Raw genomic sequence first — 21,765 nt, 5'->3', positions numbered from 1 at the left:
GGGGTGGGCCAGAGCGCTGGCCGCTGTCAGTAGATGTTTTTCGAGAACAGGGTGAAGGGCGTCTTCAGCAGGATCTTGATGTCCAGCCACAGCGACCATTGATTGATGTAATTGAGGTCCTGGGCGACCCGGCGCTGCATCTTTTCCACGGTCTCGGTTTCGCCGCGATGCCCGGTGATCTGTGCCAGCCCGGTGATGCCAGGCTTGAGCCGATGCCGCGCCATGTAGGCGCGCACCTTGCCGGTGTAATAGATGTTGTGGGTGACTGCGTGCGGGCGCGGGCCGACCAGCGCCATGTGGCCGAACAGCACGTTGAATAGCTGCGGCAGCTCATCGATCGAGCTGCGTCGCAGAAAGCGCCCCAGCGGCGTGACGCGGTCGTCGTCGCGGGTGGCCTGACGCACTTGCTGATCGTCGTGCACGCGCATCGAGCGGAATTTCCACACGCGGATCACTTCGCCGTCGCAGCCATGGCGGTTCTGCTTGAACAGCACCGGCCCCGGCGACGTCAGCTTGATCGCGATGGCGACGCCAAGCAGCAGCGGGCTGAGCAGAATCAGCGCCACGGCAGCGACGCTGCGTTCGAACAGGTCCTTGCAGAACAGGCTGCCGGGGTGCGAGGTGAGCAGGCTTTCGTTGAGATAGATCGCCGGCATGCGCTCGATCTCGGAGATCGAATGATTGAGCAGGACCATGCTGCCCAGATCCGGAATCCACACCACGTCGACGTTCATGTCGAGCAGGTTGATGTACAGCGCTTCGATGGTCGCTGCCTCAGCCATCGGCAGCACGATGTACACGCGCCGCGCCTGCAACCGCGTGATGATTTCGCGAATGTCCTCGACCTCGCCGAGCAGCGGCAGGATGCTCGGCGCCGGGCCGCTGTCGGCTTTCGCCGCGACAAAACCCAGCAGCAGTGCGCGATCCGGGTCGAGCAGTTTGCGCGCCAGTTCATGGGCGGTCGGGCAGGTGCCGATGATCACCGCGCGGCGCTCGTTGCAAATCATTTTGGTGTACATGCGCACGAACAGATGCAGCGGCAGAAACGTCGCCGCCTGGGCGAGAAAACCGACCACCGCCCAGACAATCACCACCTGCCGGGAGAACAACGCGCTGGTCTGGGTGACGAAGGCGATGCTCATCAGCAGTCCGAGCAGAATCAGCCAGCCGGCCAGCAAACGCCCGAGCCCGACCAGCAGACCATGGCGCTTGTGGTAGACCTGCACCAGGCCGTAGACCGGCATTGAGCCAAGCACCGTGAGAATGATCAGCAGCCGATATTCACTGGGCAACTCGCCGATGCGCCAGTGCACCAGCACGATCAGCAACAGGTTGACCAGGGTCATTGCGCACAGCCATTGCACCCAGAAGGTGAGGCCGCGACGGTGTGCCATTTGCGCGGAATATTGCGAGGTCATCGGCGCGATCTCCGATTCGTCGAACAGGGAAGGACAGGCTGCGGCCGGGCGGCACGGCCCGAAGGATCAGCGCGGGGCGAAGTCGTAGTCGTAGAAGGAACGGGAATGGCCATGGCCGTACTTGCGCGCCTTGCGCAGATCGACCTGATTGAGCACCACGCCGAACACCGGCGCCTGGCTCTGCTGCAATACGGCGATGCTTTTGCGCACCTGGCCGACCGGCGTGCTCTGCGCCTTGACCACGTAGATCACCGCATCGGAATGCTGGGCCAGCAACAGCGCGTCACTGACGATTTCTGCCGGCGGCGAATCGATGATGATGTGCCGGTAGCGCGACTTGAGAATCTGCAACAGCCGACCGAGGCGCGGTGAACTGAGCAAGTCCTGCGCGGGGGCCACGGCGTTGCTCGAACTGCTCGAGGCTTTCAAACGCGGTGCCTCGAACGGATCCAGCGCCGATGGCGTCAGGCAGCCGGCCGGGAGCATGTCGAGATTGCCGACGCTGCGGATGCAGTCTTCCAGCCGCGCACTGCCGGCCATGAGGTTGGCGAGGCCGGGGCTCTGCGGCGGGAAATCGAAGTTCAGCGACAGCGTCGGCTGCCGCATGTCGGCATCGATCAGCAGCACCCGTTCCAGTGGCGCCAGTGACGAGGCAAGGTTGTTGGCGATGGTACTTTTGCCTTCGCCGGACACCGAGGAAGTGACGAGCACCACCTGCGCCGGGCGTTCGTTGTTCTGCAGCATCAGCCAGGTGCGCAGGTTGCGGATGGTTTCGCAGAAGCGCGGGTGGTCGTTGTCCTCGAACAGCCGCGCCAACTGCCGCCGGCTCTTCTTCATCACCAGCGGTACGACGCTGAGCAACGGCACATTGAGCAGACTCTCGACGGTGTCGTCGGTCTTGAAGGTGTTGCTCAGCGTATCGAAGAGGAAGGCGAGGGCGACGCCAACCACCGCAGCGACCAGCGCAACAATCGCGAGAATCAGGTTCTTGCGCGGTTTGCTCGCTTCCAGCGGTGCGATCGCCGGGTCGACGATGCGCGCCTTGGCCGAATCCATGTCCGAAGTGGCAGCGGTTTCCTTGAGTCGGGTGACGAAGGTTTCGTACAGCGCCCGGGTGCTGTCGACTTCACGCTGAAATTCGCGCAGCTGGAATTCCTTGCGCGAAATGTCCTGAATCTGCGCCTTGTTGCTGTTGAAGGATTTGCGCAGCGCGTCTTCGCTGGCCACTGCCAGCTGATACTGGCGCTCAATACCGGCAACCACTTGCTGCACTTGCAGGCGCAGACTGTTGGCGGCGGTGCGCTGTTCGGAGCGGGCGGATATCAGCGCCGGGTGCTTCGGTCCGTAGCGGCCCGACAACTCCTCGACTTTGGCCTGAGCCTTGGCCAGATCAGCCTGGAACTGTTGAATCAGCGGATTGCTCAGCACTGCCGGCACGCTGGACAAACGACTGATGTCGCCGTTGCTCAAGGCTTGCGCCTGACGGAACTGGCTCTCCGCTTCGGCGCGATCGCGGCGCGCATCGATCATGCGGTTGCCGGTCATCTGCAGCTCGTTGGCACTGATGGTGGCGACACCGTCGACATCGACCAGACCCTGTTCCTCGCGGTAGGCCTGCAACTTGTTTTCGGCAACGCGCAGGTTGTCGCGCAACTCGACCAGGCGGGTGTTCATCCAGCTGGTGTTGTTTTGCGAAGACTTGAGGCTGGTGTCCTGCTGGCTGTCGATAAAGCCTTGGGCGAGGGCGTTGGCCACCGCCGCAGCGAGTGCCGGGTCGGGCAGTTCGACTTCGATTTCCAGCAACTGACTCTTGCCGACGAATTTGACGCTGGTGTGCAGCATCAGATTTTGCGTTACGTCGTTGAACACCTGTTCTTCAGTCGCTGGCGGCTTCGGCGGCGGCAACAGGTCCAGCCACGGCAGCCACTGGTCACGATTGAGCTCCGCCAGCCATTGGCGCGGGGTGAACCAGCGCTGCGCCTTCTGGCGTGGATCGGTGACCGGGTTGGTAGTCAGGCCAAGTTTGCGCACGGCGCGCTCGGCCAGCTCCCGCGATTGCAGCAGGGCTTGCTGGGTCTGCAAGTAATCAGTGGTGGTGGCGCCGCCGGATTCGGCGGCTTGCTGAAAACTCAACACCGGCGGCGTCTTGTCCTTGATCAGCAGCGTAGCACTGCCGACGTACTGCGGCGTGATAAACGACAGCGCCGCCACGGCCAGCGCGCAACTGAGCAGCACCAGCCAGGCGATGTTCCACTTCGCCGACCAGATCACCCGCCACAGGTGCAGCAGATCAAGGGTGTCCGACTCGTCGGCGGCTTGCGTTGGCAAGTGGCCCTGGAGCGGACGTTCGAGGTAGGTGCTTGGGCTGTTGTCCATGATCAGAAAAAGCCTTGTGCAATGGAAATGGTGTCGCCGGGGGCGATGACGGTGGTGCGCGAGATGTTCTCGGTGACCGGTGGGCCGCCACTGCCGCGCAAAATCGTCACGCGTTTCATTGAGGCGCGTTCGGTCAGGCCGCCACCCAGGGCGATGGCTTTTTCCAGAGTGAGCCCGGGCTGGAAGGGATAACTGCCGGGCTTCTGCACCTCGCCGTTGATGTAGAACGGGCGGTATTCGATCTGGCTGAGGCTGACTTTCGGATCGACCAGATAGCCTTGCCTCAGGCCATCGACGATCTTCTGTTCGACCTGATTGGGCGTCAGGCCCTTGGCGACGATTTCGCCGAGAAACGGGTAGGAGAAGGTGCCGGCATCGTTGAGGCGGATCTTCTTGAAGCTCAGTTCCGGCTCGCCGAACACGATGATGCGCAAGACATCGCCAGCGGCCAGGCGGTAATGGGTGTCGGTGTCCGCCGCCTCGACCGTGGGCACTGTCCAGAGCAGCAACAACAATAAAATCAGGCGCGTATGCATGGCCCAACCCTCCTACAGACTGACGTCGAACGTGATCTGGAAAACATTGCGGGTGAAGCTTTCGTTGTCGGCATCGGAGTCGTTATCGCGGTGGCGGTAGGCGACTTCGACGTCCAGCCAGCGGCGCATTGCGTAATTCACGCCGAGTTTGTAGTCCTGCAAATCGTCGCTACGGTCCTGGCCTTCGTAGACGTAATGGCCCATACCGACTTCGGCAACGCTGGTGATGCGTTCGGTCCAGCCGTGACGCCAACCGATCTGGGTGAAGGTGGCTTTCACCGCGTCGGAGCCATCGTCGCCTTCGGCCATGGCCTGGCGGGCGAGAAAGGTGAAAGTCGAGTAGGTGCGCGGTTTCCACGCCAGATCCACTTGCCAGGTAGGGTTGCTCAGGTCGTCGGAACCACTCTGGTCGAAATTCTTGCGCTCGTAACCGACGCGCAATTTGCCGGTGGTTTTCGCCGTCATGTCCCACTCGGCACCGGCCAGCACTGCGTCGGAGCGGCTGCTGCGCGGGCTGTTCGATTGCAGGTAGTCGAAGCGGGTGTGGTCGTATTCGAGCAAGCCACGGCTTTTGCTGCCGAGGCGGTGATACCAGGTGCTGGTCAGATTGCTGGTGTTGCGCTCCTTGTCATCGTTGATGCCATCGGAGTTGTCGTAGCGCAGCTGTGCGTAGCTGGCGCCGAGGTCGATCTGGTTCAGCGCACTGCGCGCGCCAAAGGTGTAGACGCCGCCGACGCGCTGACTCTCGATCTTGTCGTTGATGCCGTCGACGGCGGTCGAGGTGGTGCGCTCGTATTTACGCGCCTCGGCTTCGAGTTTCAGACGATGCCGATCAGTGAACTCCATGATGCTGTCGGCGCGCAGGCGCTGGGCGGTGTTCGAAGCGTCTGAGGCGCTGTGATAGATGTAGCGGGTCGGTTCCCAGATCACCCGCGTGGCGCTGTTGCGGTCCTCCGCCTTGAGCTCGAAGGCCGGCGCCAGACGGGTGACCATGGTCGATTCGACATCGTGTTCGACTTCGCGAAAGTTGTCGTCGTAGCTTTCCGACAAGGCAAAGGTCGGGGTGAAATCGAAGCCGTAGACATTGATCGCTTGCGGCTCAACGCACCAGGCAGCTTCGGGGGCACAGCAGGCGACGACTAAAACCAGGGAACAGCGAGGCTTCAGAGCCATGGATCACGCTCCTGATTAAGGGGGTCGGGGTCAGGGCGAAGCGGATCCGGACTATTGTCGCTGGCGTTCGAGGTAACTCAGCGGGACGCTGACGTGCTGTTGGCGGTTGAGAAAATTGAGCAGCATCATCACGCGCTCGTCGCCCTGCATGGACAGGAACACGCCTTCGAGCGGGGACAGTGGGCCCTGGACGATTTGCAGAGGTTCGCCGGGCTTGAGTGTCGGTTCGGCAGGAAAACCGAGCGACTCCTGGCTGCGTTCGCGCAGTTGCGCAATCACGTCTTCGTCGACCCGGGCGGGCACATGGTTGAATTCGACGATGCGGCTGACACCGCGGGTCGAGCGAATCGGTGCCCAGTTATCGTCGCGGCTCAGTTCAATGAATACGTAGCCGGGGAACAGCGATTCCAGTGTTCGTTGGCGTTTGCCACGAATACTTCGCTCGCTCATCAGCTGCGGCCGAAAGGTCGAATAGTTCTGTTGCTGCAGATTGAGTTGTGCCCGTTCATCCTGGCGGGGCTTGCACTGCAATAAATACCAGTTAGAGCCGTTGCGGCAAACCGTTAGCATGCTGGAGTACTCCATACATAGCGATCGTGTAAGCAGGGCGGCCGATAACGTGGGACGAGCCGCCAAGCTTGCTAGTAGGTAGTAGGCTGATCAAGGCAAAGTGCCGAGCCAGATGCATCAATGTTTATTGGCAGAAGAAGTGTTTCAAAAATGAATCAACTTGATTGGGTTGTTGTTATATCCATGGCCGTCTTGGCTATAACGAGTCCGCGCTTTTGTTTGAGCAAAGCTACCGCACGGTTCGCAGTTGCGACCTTCAGGATCCAATTACATAAATAGCCGGAGAGCAGAAAAGTGCGCGTCGGCGCGAGCTCATCGGGCAGTGATTAGTTATCGGCCAGTCTTTGCAAGCTGTCAATTGCTAACAGTCAAAAACATTACCTTTCATCCGCTGATGATGGCCATCTCACGTAAGTCATTGTTTGGTCAAGGCGGATTTTATTCGTCGGGTTTTTTAAACTTTTCGAAGTTGTTGAAGTCGCGCGGGTTAGATGGCGCGCGTGATAGCAAATTAGTTTCAATCTTACATGTTTCGGTTCGTAAGAAGTTTTGATTTTAGATGCCTCGCGTCGGATGCTGCTGGCCCGAGTAACTAAGGTCGTCTATGAATAGTTACGGTCGTTCGCAGGTAAATGTTCGGGCTGCATATTTCTTGAAGTCAAACAGCTGAGCCGAGGCAATCATGAGTGTTCTGGTAACGGGGGCCGCAGGTTTTATCGGTTATCACACGGTCATGCGTTTATGTCGCGAAGGGCTCGAGGTTGTGGGGATCGACAATCTCAATCCTTATTACGACGTCAAACTCAAACAGGCGCGTTTGCAGAGATTGCAGACGCTGGCCAATTTCACGTTTCAGCGGCTGGACATTGTCGATCAGAGCGCTTTGACCGCGTTGTTCGAACACGGCCACTACAAACAGGTCATTCACCTCGCTGCGCAGGCCGGTGTGCGCTACTCGCTGGACAATCCTGATGCCTATGCGCAGTCGAATCTGGTCGGGTTTCTCAACGTTCTGGAAGCGTGCCGTCGTCACCCTCCAGAGCACTTGATCTATGCATCGAGCAGTTCGGTGTATGGCGCCAATACCAAGATGCCGTTTGCAGAAGACGATCCGGTCGATCAACCGGTTTCGTTGTACGCCGCGAGCAAACGCGCCAACGAACTGATCGCGCACAGTTACTGCCATCTCTACGGCTTGCAAGCCACCGGCCTGCGCTTCTTTACCGTGTACGGCCCGTGGGGTCGACCGGACATGGCGCTGTTCAAATTCACCGAAGCGATGCTCAACGGGCGCGCCATCGACCTCTACAACCAAGGCGAAATGGCGCGCGACTTCACCTTTATCGACGACATCGTCGAAGCGATTTTGCGCTTGCTCGACAAACCGCCCGCACTCAGCGCCGAGCGCGGCACCAATCGCCTGTTCAATATCGGCCGCGGCAGTCCAGTAGCGCTGATGAGCTTCGTCGAATGCCTGGAGCAGGCATTGGGCATCAAAGCCCAGCGCCATTATCTGCCGATGCAGGAGGGCGACGTGCTGAAGACCTGGGCCGACGTATCGGCGCTGGCACGCTGCATCGACTTCAGTCCGCAGGTACCGATCGAGCAGGGCGTGCAAGCGTTCGTGCAGTGGTATCGCGAGTTTTACCAGGTCTGATTCAGTGCAGGGTGACGGCCCTGCGACTTTCCCCGATGCGGATCCGGTCGAGGGCGCGGTTCAGCGCATCCAGTGCATCGAGCAGCGCCTTGGCCTCGGATTCACGCCCGTCGCCCCACAGGCGTTCGGCCATTTTGTTCAAGGCCAGAATGGCGCGTTCGATGTCGGCTGCGCTGGCGGTGTTCTCAGGGGCTGGTGGTTTTTTCGGCATTCAGGGTTTCTCGGCGGTCGGCAAACCACCATACCGCCAAGGCGCCGAGCTATACAGCCAGAAGTGTCGCCGATCAGCAGCGAATGCTGTCTGATCAGCGAGCCGCCCCAATCAACCCCGCCTCGATAAACCGCACCGAACTCTCCAGCGCCTGCTGCCCCTCGGCCAGCATGCCCGCATAGAAATGCCAGGCGTGAAACATGCCGGGCCACACTTCAAGATTGACCCGGACGCGGTTGTCCGCCAGGTGATTGGCCAGACGCAAGGCGTCACTGAGCATCAGTTCGTTTTCGCCGATCTGTACCAGAATCGGTGGCAGTCCGGTGACGTCGGCGAACACCGGCGACGCCAGCGGATGGTTGGCCAAGGTGTCGCCGAGAAAGGCTCGCGCGAGGATATCCAGCACGGGCTTGGAGTTTAGCGGGTCAAGGCCTTCACGATTGCTCATGGAGGCGCCGGTGTGTTCGAGGTTGGCCCATGGCGAGATGGACGAACCCACTGCGGGCAAGGGCAAGCCTTTGGATTTTGCCGCGACCATCACGCTGACCACCATCGCGCCACCCGCCGACTCGCCTGCGAAGGCAATCTTGCTGGCGGCGATGTTCTGCTCAAGCAACCACTCATAGGCGCGCAAAGTGTCATCGATGGGGGCGGGGAACTGATGCTCGGGTGCGAGGCGGTAATCCGGCATGTACACCCGCGCGCCAAGCATTTTTGCGTAGTTGCCGCCGATGCCGTGGTAGCCGTCAGGTCGACCGACGATGTAGGCGCCGCCGTGGATGTATATCAGCACCGCGTCGGTCTTGAGTTCATCCGGAGTCACCAGCGTAGCGGGCACGCCGCCCATGTCGACTGCTTCAAACCTCACGCCAGCCGGTGGTTGATTCTGCCCGAGCATTTTTGCGTAGGCATCGCGGATGTCGCTCATCCTTGTGGTGGTATCGGTGCCCTTGAGCACAGGTACCAGATCGCTGAGGCTATTGGCCCAGGTTTGCACGGCTGCTTTTACTTCAGTGTTCATATGACCTCAATCAGGCGTTGGTGATGGATTAACTAATCGAGATGTTATGCTCATGATTGGGGAATAGGGTTCCCCATAACCGGTGCCAAGCCGCTTGAATGCCAAACCCGGAGGCCACATGGAACTGCATAACCTGAACGACATCGCCGCCTTCGTCGCCTCGGTGGATACTGGAAGTTTTACGGCGGCGGCCAGGCAGCTCGGGCTGACCCGCTCGGCCGTCGGTAAATCGATCGTGCGGCTCGAATCGCGTCTGCAGGTCCGCCTGCTCAACCGCACCACCCGCAGCCTGAGCCTGACCGACGATGGCCGGGTGCTGTATGAGCGATGTGTGGGCATCCTGCAGGATCTGGACGAGGTCGAAGAGGCTTTGGCGTTCCGCCGTTCGACGCCCAGCGGCCGCTTGCGCATGAGCCTGCCGGTAGCACTGGGCCGGCTGCACGTTGTACAGCACATCGAGCGCTGCCTGAGAGACTGGCCGTCGCTCGCCATCGATGCGACGTTTTCCGATCGGCTGGTCGACCTGATCGACGAGGGTTTCGATCTGGCGATTCGCATCGGTCCGCCCAAGGAAGACTCCGGACTACTCACGCGCACGGTGGCTTACCAGCAAATGATCACCTGTGCCGCGCCCGATTATCTGAAAGAACATCCGGCACCGCAGACACCCGAAGATCTGGCCGGGCATGCGTGCCTGCACTTCGTCAGCGGCGGCCGATTGCTGGCGTGGAATTTTCGCGTCAATGGTCAGCCTGTGCCGGTCATTCATGCTGGACGGCTGCAGATGGACAGCGCTGAAGCCTTGCATCAGGCGACTGCCGCAGGCCTCGGTATCGCGACGTTGCCATCCTATGTGGTCAACGATGACTTGCGCAGTGGCAAGCTCGTGCAGTTGCTCGCAGAGCACGCCGAGGCTGCCGAGCCGATCCGGGTGATTTACCCGAGCAAGCGACACCTGTCGCCGAAGATTCGCCTGTTCATCGACAGGCTGGTGGAAGCGTGGTCACCGGCGCCTTGGGACTGATCAGCCCCCATAGGAGCTGTGCCGCAAATTCACAGCAGGTGTGCTTTTTCAGCTATATCCAGCCAATCTTGGCGAGCCGTACTCTTGCAAACAGTGGCGCAGAAACTTGCGTGTCATCGCCACTGTAATCCGACGATGTCTGTGCTCGGCACGGATCACTTGAAGGAACAATAAAAACAATATCTGCGGGAGATGAATCCAATGAGACTCGCTCAAGAGGAAGTCGTGGCCGTGGCGGCTACCGCGAAAAGCTGGCTGAAAGCTGCCGGCATCCTGCTTTGCCTGTCCACTCCGGTTGCCGCGCTCGCGGACATCAGGATCGGTGCGCTTTATCCCCTGAGTGGATCCCTGGCGTTGCTGGGCGACGAGAGCTACCGTGGCCTCGAACTGGCCGTCGCCGAACGAAATGCCTTGGGGGGGTTGAAGGGCGAGCCAATCAAGTTGCTCAAGGCCGACGCAGTCGATGCGGGACAAGCGGTCGGTGCCGCGCGCCGGCTTACCTCTGTTGAGAACGTCACTGCTGTATTTGGCAGCTATTCCTCGGCGCTGTCATTTGCGGCCACGCAGGTGACGGAGATGGCGGGGGTGCCGTTTTTCGAATTGGGTGCGGTGTCCGACCACATCACTGAGCGTGATCTGAGCTACGTGATGCGCAGCAACCCGACCGCCAGGAATTTTGCCGAAGGCACCATCACCGCCATCACGGAGATTGTCAGCCCATCGCTCAAGGTCGATCCGAAACAATTGAAGGTCGCGATCATCCACGAGGATGCGCTGTACGGTACGACCATCGCCGGGTTTCAGAAAAAGATCGCTCAGGAGCAAGGTCTGAATGTGGTCGAGGTACTGCCGTATTCGGCCAAAGCGGTTGATCTCTCATCGCTGATCCTGCGTTTGAAGGGCGCCCAGGCGGATGTGGTATTGCAGACCAGTTATCAGAATGACACGACGCTGTTTTTCCGCCAGATCCGCGAAGCCGGTTTCAGGCCCAAAGCCGTTATCGGCGCCGGCGGCGGCTATTCCATGCAGGACACGGTCAAGGTCGTCGGCGCAGCCAATATGGAAGGCGTGCTCGATGTCGATTTCCCACAGTTCCAGACCAATGAAAACGGCGCTCCCGGTATCGGGGCGTTCGCCAAGGCATACAAGGATCGCTACGGCAGCGAACCGCGCTCGGGCCACAGCCTGATCAACTATGTCGGGGCGAAGATATTCCTCGATGCCATGGAAAACAGTACTTCGCTGGACGCCGATACGATCCGTGCCTCGGTGGCAACCATCGATATTCCTCTCGGTGGCACGGCTGCCGGCATCGGTGCCAGGTTTGGCAAGAACGGCCAGAACCAGCGCGCCAATACGGCAATCATGCAGTGGCAGAACGGACTGCTGAAAACCGTTTACCCCCAGGCAGCCGCCGTTGCCCAAGCGCGTTTTTCCGACCAACCCTGATACCTGAACCCGCAATCTGCTGAAGCTTGATCATTGAGCTTCACGGGTTCGTTCGCTCGCAAAGAGGGCGCCAACCGTGGAAATTTTCATCCAGCTCCTGTTGAACGGCTTATTGCTCGGTGGCACGTTGGCCATCATCAGCATCGGCCTGACTTTGATTTTCGGCATCGTGCGTGTGGTCAACTTCGCCCATGGCGAGTTTCTGATGATCGGCCTGTATGCCGTGTACTTGCTGAATTCGCACTTCGGCATCCACCCGTATATGGCGATCATTCCTGCAACGATCCTGTTGTTTGCCGCTGGTGCGGCAATGCAGCGTTTCATCATTCAGCCGTTGCTTGGCGCCGAGGGACATATCCAGATTTTCGCCACCGTCGGCGTCTCGATTGCCCTGATGAACGGCGCGTTGCTGATCTTCGGTGCCGACGTCATGACGGTGAAGAACATCAGCGTCGGTACCACAACCGTCAGCTTCGGCGCCTTTCGCGTCAGCAGCGGTCAGTTGATCACGTTTGTCGCGTCGCTCGCACTGGTCGCGGGGCTGCACTGGTTTTTGCAGAACACCTTTCTCGGCCGGGCCGTGCGCGCTACTGCACAGCATCGCAACGCGGCGCAACTGATGGGCGTCAACGTCAAGAACATCTATGTGTTTGCCTTCGGCCTGGGTTGCGCCTGCCTGGGCGTCGCCTCGGGACTGATCGCTCCGCAATATCCGGTCTTTCCAACCGTTGGCACTTTCTTCGTGCTGACGGCGTTTGTGATTGTGGTGCTGGGCGGTCTGGGCAGTCTGTCCGGCGCACTGATCGGTTCAATGCTGATCGGCATCGTCGACAGTCTCGCCGGTTACTACATCGCGCCGGACCTCAAGGAGGTCGTCTATTTCACGATTTTCCTGGGCATCCTGGTGTTTCGTCCGACAGGTCTTTTCGGCGCCGGTCGCGGGTCTGAGTGAGGAAAATGGTCATGAATATTTTGCACCCGCGTGTCTATGTCAGTGCACTGGCCCTGGCGCTGTTACTGATCATTCCATTGAGCGTTGGCTCGCCGTTCGTTTATCACCTGTTCATCCTCATATGCAGTTATGCGGCACTGGCCAGTGCCTGGAACATCGTCGGCGGGTTTGCCGGCCAGCTGTCGTTGGGGCATGCCGTGTTCTATGGAGTGGGCGCTTACACGACGACGCTGTTGATGATGAAAATGGGCATCAGTCCATGGATCGGCATGTTCGCTGGCGCAATCCTGTCCTCGATTGTCGCGGTGCTGATCAGTTGGCCGTGCTTCAGATTGCGCGGGCCGTTTTTTGCCTTGGCGACCATTGCGGTGCTGGAGGTCGTGCGTCTGGTGGCGATCAATCAGCATGACGTGACCGGTGGTGCGGCAGGGCTGGGCGTACCGCTGAAGCTCGGTTTCGAGTGGATGTTGTTCCGCCCGCGCTGGCCATACCTGCTGATTGCCTTCGCGTTTCTGCTCATCACATTGGCGGTGTCGTGGAAGATCAAGAATTCCCGACTGGGTTATTACCTGATCGCCGTGCGTGAACGTGAAGACGCCGCCCATGCGGTGGGCGTGAACTCGGTCAAGGTCAAGCTGATCGCCGTGGTGTTGTCCGCATTTATCACCAGCCTGGTCGGCAGCTTTCACGCGATGTACCTGACCTTCATCGAACCCGGCTCGATGTTTTCTCTCGAGATGTCGATTCAGATCGCCATGTTCGCGTTGATTGGTGGACTGGGCACGGTATCGGGACCGCTGATCGGCACTTTGCTGGTGCTGCCGCTGGCTGAACTGGCACGCGGCTGGCTTGGCGATCTGGGCAGCGGGGTGCACGGTCTGGTCTATGGCATCGTGCTGGTCGTGGTGGTGCTGACTATTCCGCAAGGCGTGGTGGGGCGTTTTGGGGCCCGGATATTTGCCTGGATCGACTCATTGCCCGGCGGCCGTCGTTCGATGGCAAATACAAAAGCACCGATCGGGCCGACCTTGGCGCAACCCCACTCGGCCACGCACGGTGAGCCGGTTCTGGTCGCAGAAAACCTGCACAAGTTCTTTGGCGGACTGCACGCCACCAACGATGTTTCGCTGAGCTTGGCCGAAGGCGAAATCGTGGGTGTGATCGGCCCGAACGGCGCCGGCAAAACCACAGTGTTCAACCAGCTCTCCGGATTTCTCCTGCCGTCCAAAGGCCAAGTGAAAGTGCGCCTGCTCAATGGCGACTGGGTCACCCCGAGCAGCCCGGCCGAGTTCGCCAGGGCAGGCATTGGCCGGACCTTTCAGATCGTCCAGCCATTCGCTGATTTGAGTGTCTGCGAAAACATCATGCTCGGTGCATTCATGCACACCGCCGATGCGAAGGAGGCGAGGGCGATCGCCGAGCAAGTCGCCGAGCTGACCGAACTCACCGCGCTGCTCGACACCCGGGCGCGCAACTTGACGGTCGGCGGCATGAAACGCCTGGAAATGGCCCGCGCTCTGGCGACCCGCCCGCGCATCCTGTTGCTCGATGAAGTCATGGCCGGGCTCAACCCGACGGATGTTGCCAAGGCCATCGCAGTGATTCGCCGGGTGCGTGATTCGGGCGTCAGCGTGTTGATGATCGAGCACTTGATGCAAGCCACCATGAGCCTTTCTGACCGCATCGTCGTGATCAGTTCCGGCACGCTGCTGATGCAGGGCGCGCCTCACGATGTGATCAACGATCCTCAGGTTATCGAAGCCTACCTCGGTAAGGAGTACAGCCATGCTTAAACTCGACAACGTCCACAGCGGCTATGGCGGTACGGAGATCCTTCGTGGCGTGTCGTTCGAGGTCAATGCCGGTGAGGTGGTGACTATCGTCGGCGCCAACGGCGCCGGCAAAACCACGACCCTGCGCAGCTTGTGCGGCATCGTCACACCGTCCCAAGGCACGATCGAGTTTGAAGGCCAGCGTATCGATGGCAATCGCCCCGATCAGATTGTCGACGCGGGCCTGACGCTGATACCGGAGGGGCGCCAGTTGTTTCCCTTCATCAGCGTGCGCGACAACCTCTTGATGGGCGCCTACAAACGCAGTGCACGAGCGGGCTACAGGCAGCGTCTGGACAATATTCTCGATCTGTTTCCGAGGGTGCGCGAACGTCTTGATCAGAACGCCGGGACACTGTCGGGCGGCGAACAACAAATGGTTGCCATCGCCCGGGGCCTGATGGCCGAGCCGAAATTGTTGATGTTTGATGAGCCGTCGCTGGGCCTGTCGCCGCTGCTGGTGTCGCAGGTCTTCGAGATCATCAACAGGATTCTCCAGTTGGGCACCACCGTGTTGATCGTCGAGCAGAACATCGTTCATACGCTGCGCATTGCTCATCGAGGTTACGTGCTGGAGAACGGCGAAGTGGTGCTCAGCGGCACCGGCCAGGAACTGCTGGAAAACCCGCACGTCAAGCGTGCTTATCTGGGGCTCTGACCCAGTCCATTCATCTGCAAGCGAGAGAAGGTCATGACTCATTCCAGACACGCCGGGCGCACCGTAATGGTCACCGGCGCCGGTGGCGGCATCGGTGCGGCGATCGCGCGGTTGTATTGCGAAGAAGGTGCAGCGGTGGCGCTGCTCGACGCTGATGTCGACAAGGTGCAACAGCAGGCCGGGGCGTTGCGTGATGCGGGTTTTGCGGTCGCGTGGGCGCAGGCTGATGTCGCGAGTTTTCAAGACTGCGCTGCTGCATGCGAGCGCGTGCAAGGTGAGCTCGGCCCCATCGATACCCTGATCAACAACGCCGGCATTTCGCCCAAACACCACGGCGCACCCGCGCCGATCTGGACCATGGCACCGGATGAGTGGCAGCGGGTTGTCGATATCAACCTCAATGGCTCCTTCAACCTGGTGCGAGTGCTCGCGCCCGGCATGGTCGAGCGCCGGTTCGGGCGCATCGTCAATATGTCTTCGGTGGCGGGCAGCGCGTTCTTGCCGATTGTCGCAGCGCACTACAGTGCGACCAAAGCCGCAATCATCGGCTTTACCCGCCACCTGGCCGGCGAACTCGGGCCGTTCGGTGTCACCGCCAATGCGCTGGCACCGGGACGCATCGAAACGCCATTGCTCAAGACCGTATCGGCCCAGGCCAATCAAGCCGTAGTCGACGAGACACCGCTGCGCAGGCTCGGCACACCGCTTGAGGTGGCGAGGGCGGCGTGTTTTCTCACGTCAAGCGAAAGCGACTTCATTACCGGCCAGGTGGTTGATGTCGCGGGCGGCTGGTTGATGCGCTGATGACTTCTTGCGAGGACGTTTGTCATGGTTAAAACGATGGGATTTCCCGGACGCTACGAGCAGGGTCCGAATGCATTGCACCAATTGGGCAGAGTGCTGAGCGACATGGGCCGATCACGGCCGCTGGTGCTTTGCGATGAGTTTGTCGCCCGGCATCTATGGCCGCAGGTTGGCGCCGCGTTGCAGGACCAGGGATTGGAGCCATTGCACATCGAGTTTCCCGGCGAGTGCACGCGCGCTGCGATTGCGCAGTTATCCGAGCAGGCATTGCTGCACGCCCCCGACACGATCATTGCGCTGGGCGGTGGCAAGACCATCGATACGGCGAAGGGGCTGGCGGCCAATCTCGACGTACCGATCATTGTCTGCCCCACGATCGCTTCAAGTGACGCGCCAACGAGTCGGCTGATCGTGCTTTACGACGAAGAGCACAAAGTGGTGGGCGTGGAGTTCCTGAAGATGAATCCCGCTGCGGTGATTGTCGATACAGAGGTCATCGTTCAGGCGCCGGCACGGTTCTTCGCGGCCGGCATCGGCGATGCCATCAGCAAGAAATTCGAAGCCCGACAGTGCTACGCCGCCGGCGGCCACAACTCTTTCGGCACACCGCCGCTGCACACGGCATTGATGCTCACCAACCTGGTTTTCGACACGCTGATGCAGTACGGCGTCCCGGCTTATCAGGCGGTGTGTCGACATGAACTCACCGATGATGTCGAGCGGGTCATCGAAGGCACCGTGCTGATCAGCGGTGTCGGTTTCGAGAGCGGTGGTTTGTCACTGTCCCATGCCCTCGTTCGGGGGCTGACCGCGATACCGGCGATGGCGTCGATGCTGCACGGCGAACTGGTAGCGTTCGGCACGCTGGTGCAGATGGCGGTGGAGGCGCGACCGGCCGAAGAGATTGAACAGGTCGCGCGTCTGCTGCACGCGGTGAAGCTGCCTGTGACGCTCGCTGAGCTGGGTCAGCGCACGCCGTTGACGACGGCGCAGATCACTATTCTCGTGGACGCGACCTTATCGGCGGCATACGCCAGAAACATGCAGCCGCCCTTGACCTACCAGCGCCTGGTGGAAGGATTGGCGGCGGCTGACAGCCTGGGGGCGCGGTTGATCAGAGGCTGCGCGAAGCCGCCCGCGACGCTGTGATCCTGTGTCACAACAGGTATGACCAAGTAGCTGTTTTCTCCCGTACCGCGACGCCATAACCTTTCCCTCAAGCGAAATCCTGGCGCAATAAAGTGCTGTGAGTTCGTCAAGAAAACCTAGAGGCCTGACTATGAATACTCCTGTTAAACCTGATGAGCTCGCCATTGCGTACCAGTTGCCGCAAGTTCCCTTCATGACGCCCGACATGGTGCATCCGGGCGTCATGACGCAGTGGCTCGAAGACGATGCGCTGTGGGTGCCGGTAACGAAATCTGTCTCCTTCAAGCCATTGCTGCTCAACACCAGCGGCGGCTATTACATCAACCTGTTGCGGGTGCGTCAGGCCGGCGTGCTGTCGCGTCACCGCCATACCGGCGGCGTGCATGCGATCGTGCTCAAGGGTCGCTGGTACTACCTGGAGCATGACTGGGTCGCGGAGGAGGGGTCTTTTGCCTATGAGCCGCCCGGTGAAACGCATACCCTGTTCGTCCCCGAGGATGTGAGTGAAATGATCACCTGGTTCCACGTGCAGGGTGGCTACACTTACGTCGATCCGCAGGGCGTTGCCGTGGGTTACGAAGATGTGTTCACCAAGCTTGAAGCCGCCCGAGCGCATTACAAGACGCTGGGTTTGCCGGACGACTACATCGAACAGTTCATTCGCTGACCCGGACCCCAGGAAAAAGCGCGCTTCGGCGCGCTTTTTCATGAGCGTTGAGACAACATGCCTTCAAGCTTTTCGCCAGGACCGGCCATGGACAATTATTCGCAGCTACTCGCTTTTATCTGGTCTACCGAATGTGGAAGTTTTTCTGCTGCCGCGCGCGCCCATCACCTGACGCCATCAGCGGTCAGCAAACTGATCACTCGCCTGGAAGATCGCTTGCAGGTCCGGCTGTTCCAGCGCGGCTCACGCGTGCTGACGCTGACCGAGGAGGGCGCCGCTTACCTGCGCAGCGCCAAAGCCGTCGTCGAAGCCATGAACGAGGCGGACTCGCTGGCCGAGGCGTTGCCCTCCAGGGTCAGTGGCACCCTGCGCATCCACACCATGACCTCTTTCGCCAAACACCAGATCGTGCCGTGGCTACCGGAATTTCTGGATTTGTATCCCTCACTGGACGTTGAGATCCAACTCGGCGCGCAATTCGTCGATCACTTCGAGCAAGGGCTCGATATCGCCATCCACAGCGGCGTATTGCCCAGCTCATCACGCATTGCCAGACGCATCGGCGAATGTGAATGGCTGATCTGTGCCTCGCCCCAGTACCTGGCTGAACACGGCACACCAACCACACCCGCAGACTTGCTGAATCATCGTTGCTTCAATTTCAGCTTCGTCAGCCCGTGGAACAAATGGTCATTTTTGCAGGATGGAGACGGCGTCTCGGTACCGGTGACCGCCAGCGCGTCGTTTACTCAAGGCGATCTGTTGCGCGACATGGCGCTGTCAGGCGCTGGCGTGGTGAAGCTTGCGGACTTTCATATCGGACTTGATGTAAAAGCGGGAACGCTGGTGCCGTTGCTTGAGGATTTCAAAACGGGTGTGGTCGAGCCGATCTACCTGCTTTATTCGGATCGCAAGCATTTGAGTCCACGGATACGAGTGTTCATCGAGTTTTTTCAGAACAAGTGGCGTGAGCATCCGTGGAAAACTGAAAGCTGGCTGTAAAAGACTGGCGTCAGCGACGGACTACTCCGTCGCCAACAGCCTCTTTACCTCAGCCACAATCACCGCAATATCAAACGGCTTGGGCACTACCACATCAAACAGATCCGAGCGCTGCATGCCGATGTGCGCTTGCGCGCCACTCATGAGAATGATCGGCAAGTGTTTGACGGACGGCTGGGCACGCACGGCTTCGGCGAATTCGAGGCCGTCCATGACCGGCATCATGAAGTCAGTGATGACCAGGGCTGGACGTTCTCTTTCCAGCACTTCGAGAGCCTTCTTGCCATTGCTCGCGGTCACAGTCATGAAGCCCTCATCCTCTAGCGCAAAGCCAAGAATGTCAGCAATCAGATACTCGTCGTCGACTACCAGAATGGTGGTCATGTTATTTCAACCCGCTTGAAGACTTACGAAATTGAACCAGGCAATGACTCAGCTGCGACTGAAGGTTCATTTTTCAAAGCCTTTTCCAGGAACACATCTTGATCACGGACAACCACCTCGAACCGCGACGGGTTGTAGGAGCTATCACGTACCTTAAGAATGGAAAGCGTCCTGCGAAGTTCAGCGTGATTCTCAAAGAAACGCATGAGGATCAGGTTGTCGACAATACTGGACAGGTCAGAGTTCGGTGCGCTGACCTCGGAGCCGAACAAATCGCGCATTTCCCAGGAGGCAAAGACCGTCACGCCTCTGGACCGCAGTTCGTTCATCAATGCACTGAAAAAGTCGGTGATGCGTTCCGGTGTGGTTGACACCCGTGTCATGCCGCTCAGGCTATCGATGAACAGGCGCTTGATGCCTCTCTCATCGACCAGGCTCAGCAGGCGTGCGCCGAGGCCATCGAGCAAACCCTCCGTTGTTGGCTGCCAGGCAATGCTCAGCGCACCGCTGTGTTCCATGTGTTCGATATCAATGCCCAGCGAACGGCCTTTCAGGCGCAGCCGCTGCGGGCTTTCATAGAAGCCGAAGTGCAGGCCCGGCGCTTCGGCCGTCGACTGTGCGATGAACTTCAGACCCAGCGTGGTCTTGCCGATCCCGGAAGGCCCCATGACCAGCGTCACGCTGGAGCTGTGCAAGCCACCACCGAGGATGTCATCCAGTGAAGCAATGCCGCTTGGAATGCGCGTCATGTCCGCGCTGTCAGGGGCGGAAGGGCGCTTGTAGAGACTTTCGAGGCGCGGATAGACGACCAGGCCGTTATCGGTGATTTCACATTCGTGAAGACCGGTCAACGCGCCGCTGCCGCGAGTCTTGCGCAAATGAATGCGCCGTACCGAACGGGTACCGAACAGCTCTTCACCCATTTCGATGACGCCGTCGACCATCGTATGCTCGGGGCTGCCGTCGTCCAGGCGCGAGCTGGTCAGGAACAGCACGGTGCAACCGGCAAATGCGGCATGGCCTTGCAGTTCAGAGATGAATTTTTTCGTATCGATCGGCGAGTCGGCTTTGGAACGTGCATTGAGCAGGCCATCGACGACCATGACGGTCGCCTTCTGCCGAGTGATTTCACGTCGCAGCAGCTTCACGACTTCATCGAGGCCTTCGTTTTCCAGCGTATCGAATGCGCTGACAAACTGAATTTCCGCGCCGACTCGCGAAGCGTCGAAAAAACTCATGGTCGACAGGAACTGGAACAGGCGGTCGTGGGACTCGGCCAGCAACGTGGCGACCAGCACTCGGCCGCCGTTGCGGGCATGGTGAAACCCTAGCTGGTTGGCAAGGATGGTCTTGCCGGAGCCCGGGCGCCCTTGAATGATGTATGAAGCGCCGGCGACAAAGCCCCCCTGAAGCAGCGCGTCGAGCCCTTCGATCCCGCTTTGAAGGCGTTTTAGCTTTTCCACAATGCGACCCTGATCTGAATAAACAGGCTTGTTCAGCCGAATGAGTGAAATGCTAACGCCATTTCCGGTTGAGGGCCATAAAGGCTGGGGAAAAGTAGCGTTTTTGCAATGTGAACCTGGCACGTGACTGCTCGGGATCAGGGGGTAGTGACAAGTCCGGCACAGGAAGATTCGATTTTTCGAAACCCGGAAGCCGATTTCATCCATAGGCGCTGCTGCGGACCATGAGGGTAGCGCTTGCCACTTTGCTTTCATGAAATCGTCATAAAACTGCTGCAGAGTTCGGGAGCCCGTAATCACTAGGTGTCATTTAATGAAAAGTTTGATGAAGTCTGCTGCGCTCGCCATTGCGGTATCTCTTTGTGCCACCTCGGCCTCCTTTGCAGCAGAAAATGTTCGCCTGACGGGGTCCGGAGCAAGTTTCCCGGCGCCGATCTATCTGACCTGGTTCAAGGATTTCAGCAAGAAATCCGATGGCGTCACTGTCGATTACCAATCCAAGGGCAGTGGCGCGGGCGTACAGGACTTCTTGAACAAAACCGTGGATTTCGCTGCCAGTGACTCGGCAATGAAAGACGAAGATATCGCCAAGGTCGCCGAAGGCGTGCAGTTGCTGCCAATGACCGCCGGGGAAATCGTGCTGGCCTATAACCTGCCGGGCAATCCCAAGGGTCTGAAGCTGCCACGCGACGTCTATTCCAACATTTTCCTGGGCAAGATCACGCGCTGGAACGATCCGCAGATCGTCGCAGCCAACCCGGACCTGAAACTCTCCGATACGCCGATCACCGTTGTCGTGCGTGCAGATTCCAGCGGTACGACCGCGGTATTCACCAAGCACCTGGCAACCGTCAACGCCGAGTTCAAGCAGGCGTTGGGTGAGGGCAACACCGTCAACTGGCCAGCCAGTGACAAGTTCATCAAATCGCCGAAAAACGATGGCGTAACCGCGACCGTACGCCAGACCCCTGGTGCGATTGGTTACATCGAATATGGCTTCGCCAAGCTGGCCAAGGTCGACTTTGCCCAGTTGCAGAACAAGGCTGGCAATTACGTCGTGCCAAACGCCGAAAGCGGTGCCGAGGCCCTGGCGGCGGTGAAGATGCCGGAAAACCTGGTGGCCTGGCTGCCTGATCCGGACGGTGCCAAGTCCTATCCGATCACCTCTTATACCTGGATGATTTTCCGCAAGGACAATGGCAACCCGGCCAAGGCCAAGGCCATGCGTGAAATGGTCGAATACAGCCTGACCGAGGGGCAGAAGATTGCCGATTCGATGGGTTACATCCCGTTGCCACAATCGGTCGTCGAACAGGTTCGCAAAGCGTCCGCCAACATTCAGTAACGCCGTGAGGTCTCTCTCGGCGTGTGCGTCTGCGCCACGCCGGGAGAGTTTTCCCCCTGTTCCGGACTTAGCCC

At 59.5% G+C, this 21,765-nt stretch carries 20 protein-coding genes; 11 read left to right on the top strand and 9 right to left on the bottom strand.

What is annotated here, in order from left to right; genetic code table 11:
• Positions 1-26: 26 nt before the first annotated feature.
• From F8N49_RS00700 to rfaH, 5 genes are all read right to left on the bottom strand, one after another.
• Entirely contained in the window at positions 27-1,418 is a 1,392-nt protein-coding gene (locus F8N49_RS00700; protein WP_122507234.1) for an undecaprenyl-phosphate glucose phosphotransferase, read from the bottom strand.
• A gap of 66 nt (positions 1,419-1,484) precedes the next feature.
• Positions 1,485-3,794 (bottom strand): polysaccharide biosynthesis tyrosine autokinase, encoded by a 2,310-nt coding sequence (locus F8N49_RS00695; protein WP_151550592.1) that lies wholly within the window; start codon positions 3,792-3,794, stop codon positions 1,485-1,487.
• A gap of 2 nt (positions 3,795-3,796) precedes the next feature.
• The gene (locus tag F8N49_RS00690; protein ID WP_150635425.1) at positions 3,797-4,330 is read right to left on the bottom strand and encodes a polysaccharide biosynthesis/export family protein; all 534 of its coding nucleotides are present in this window, start codon (positions 4,328-4,330) and stop codon (positions 3,797-3,799) included.
• Positions 4,331-4,342: 12 nt separating this feature from the next.
• Positions 4,343-5,503, bottom strand: a complete 1,161-nt coding sequence (locus tag F8N49_RS00685) for an outer membrane beta-barrel protein (RefSeq protein ID WP_151550591.1) — start codon at positions 5,501-5,503, stop codon at positions 4,343-4,345.
• A gap of 51 nt (positions 5,504-5,554) precedes the next feature.
• Complete coding sequence (rfaH, locus tag F8N49_RS00680) at positions 5,555-6,073, bottom strand: transcription/translation regulatory transformer protein RfaH (protein WP_110646548.1); 519 nt, start codon at positions 6,071-6,073, stop codon at positions 5,555-5,557.
• A gap of 682 nt (positions 6,074-6,755) precedes the next feature.
• Between rfaH and F8N49_RS00675 the strand changes: the two genes are divergently transcribed.
• Positions 6,756-7,730 (top strand): NAD-dependent epimerase, encoded by a 975-nt coding sequence (locus F8N49_RS00675; RefSeq protein WP_151550590.1) that lies wholly within the window; start codon positions 6,756-6,758, stop codon positions 7,728-7,730.
• 1 nt (position 7,731) lies between these two features.
• Here the strand turns inward: F8N49_RS00675 and F8N49_RS00670 are convergent, their stop codons facing one another.
• Together F8N49_RS00670 and F8N49_RS00665 are read right to left on the bottom strand one after the other, a co-directional pair.
• Positions 7,732-7,941 (bottom strand): hypothetical protein, encoded by a 210-nt coding sequence (locus F8N49_RS00670; protein ID WP_151550589.1) that lies wholly within the window; start codon positions 7,939-7,941, stop codon positions 7,732-7,734.
• A gap of 94 nt (positions 7,942-8,035) precedes the next feature.
• Entirely contained in the window at positions 8,036-8,962 is a 927-nt protein-coding gene (locus F8N49_RS00665; RefSeq protein ID WP_178116868.1) for an alpha/beta hydrolase, read from the bottom strand.
• A gap of 118 nt (positions 8,963-9,080) precedes the next feature.
• Here F8N49_RS00665 and F8N49_RS00660 point away from each other — a divergent pair, with 118 nt between their 5' ends.
• From F8N49_RS00660 to F8N49_RS00620, 9 genes are all read left to right on the top strand, one after another.
• The gene (locus tag F8N49_RS00660) at positions 9,081-9,986 is read left to right on the top strand and encodes a LysR family transcriptional regulator (protein WP_136493437.1); all 906 of its coding nucleotides are present in this window, start codon (positions 9,081-9,083) and stop codon (positions 9,984-9,986) included.
• A gap of 201 nt (positions 9,987-10,187) precedes the next feature.
• Complete coding sequence (locus tag F8N49_RS00655) at positions 10,188-11,435, top strand: ABC transporter substrate-binding protein (protein ID WP_151550588.1); 1,248 nt, start codon at positions 10,188-10,190, stop codon at positions 11,433-11,435.
• A gap of 76 nt (positions 11,436-11,511) precedes the next feature.
• Positions 11,512-12,387 (top strand): branched-chain amino acid ABC transporter permease, encoded by an 876-nt coding sequence (locus F8N49_RS00650; RefSeq protein WP_024012825.1) that lies wholly within the window; start codon positions 11,512-11,514, stop codon positions 12,385-12,387.
• Between the two features lie 11 nt (positions 12,388-12,398).
• Positions 12,399-14,180, top strand: a complete 1,782-nt coding sequence (locus tag F8N49_RS00645) for an ATP-binding cassette domain-containing protein (RefSeq protein WP_218574794.1) — start codon at positions 12,399-12,401, stop codon at positions 14,178-14,180.
• The gene (locus tag F8N49_RS00640) at positions 14,173-14,877 is read left to right on the top strand and encodes an ABC transporter ATP-binding protein (RefSeq protein ID WP_073474647.1); all 705 of its coding nucleotides are present in this window, start codon (positions 14,173-14,175) and stop codon (positions 14,875-14,877) included. Before F8N49_RS00645 ends, F8N49_RS00640 begins: the two co-directional genes overlap by 8 nt.
• Positions 14,878-14,910: 33 nt before the next feature.
• Positions 14,911-15,681, top strand: a complete 771-nt coding sequence (locus F8N49_RS00635) for an SDR family NAD(P)-dependent oxidoreductase (protein ID WP_073474645.1) — start codon at positions 14,911-14,913, stop codon at positions 15,679-15,681.
• Between the two features lie 24 nt (positions 15,682-15,705).
• Positions 15,706-16,830 carry a glycerol dehydrogenase gene (locus F8N49_RS00630; RefSeq protein WP_151550586.1) on the top strand — a complete coding sequence of 375 codons (1,125 nt, stop codon included), beginning with the start codon at positions 15,706-15,708 and terminating at the stop codon, positions 16,828-16,830.
• A gap of 130 nt (positions 16,831-16,960) precedes the next feature.
• Positions 16,961-17,497, top strand: coding sequence for a 2,4'-dihydroxyacetophenone dioxygenase family protein (locus F8N49_RS00625; RefSeq protein WP_024012829.1), 537 nt, complete (start codon positions 16,961-16,963; stop codon positions 17,495-17,497).
• A gap of 87 nt (positions 17,498-17,584) precedes the next feature.
• Positions 17,585-18,499: a LysR family transcriptional regulator gene (locus F8N49_RS00620; RefSeq protein ID WP_071172325.1), complete on the top strand. Its 915-nt coding sequence runs from the start codon at positions 17,585-17,587 to the stop codon at positions 18,497-18,499.
• A gap of 21 nt (positions 18,500-18,520) precedes the next feature.
• Here F8N49_RS00620 and F8N49_RS00615 read toward each other — a convergent pair whose 3' ends face one another.
• Positions 18,521-18,883: a response regulator gene (locus tag F8N49_RS00615; protein WP_122746352.1), complete on the bottom strand. Its 363-nt coding sequence runs from the start codon at positions 18,881-18,883 to the stop codon at positions 18,521-18,523.
• Between the two features lie 23 nt (positions 18,884-18,906).
• A complete protein-coding gene (locus F8N49_RS00610; protein ID WP_151550618.1) occupies positions 18,907-20,346 on the bottom strand; it encodes an ATPase domain-containing protein in 1,440 nt (479 codons plus the stop codon).
• A 313-nt stretch (positions 20,347-20,659) separates the two neighbouring features.
• On the opposite strand from F8N49_RS00610, the gene pstS reads away from it, so the two are divergent.
• Positions 20,660-21,691, top strand: a complete 1,032-nt coding sequence (gene pstS, locus F8N49_RS00605) for a phosphate ABC transporter substrate-binding protein PstS (RefSeq protein ID WP_051600442.1) — start codon at positions 20,660-20,662, stop codon at positions 21,689-21,691.
• The last annotated feature ends 74 nt before the right edge of the window (positions 21,692-21,765 follow it).

The organism is Pseudomonas sp. GXM4, from assembly GCF_008923895.1.
GTDB classification, from domain to species: domain Bacteria; phylum Pseudomonadota; class Gammaproteobacteria; order Pseudomonadales; family Pseudomonadaceae; genus Aquipseudomonas; species Aquipseudomonas atacamensis.
The sequence above is the reverse complement of the archived record's forward strand: the minus strand, read 5'-3'. Positions and strand labels throughout refer to the sequence as shown.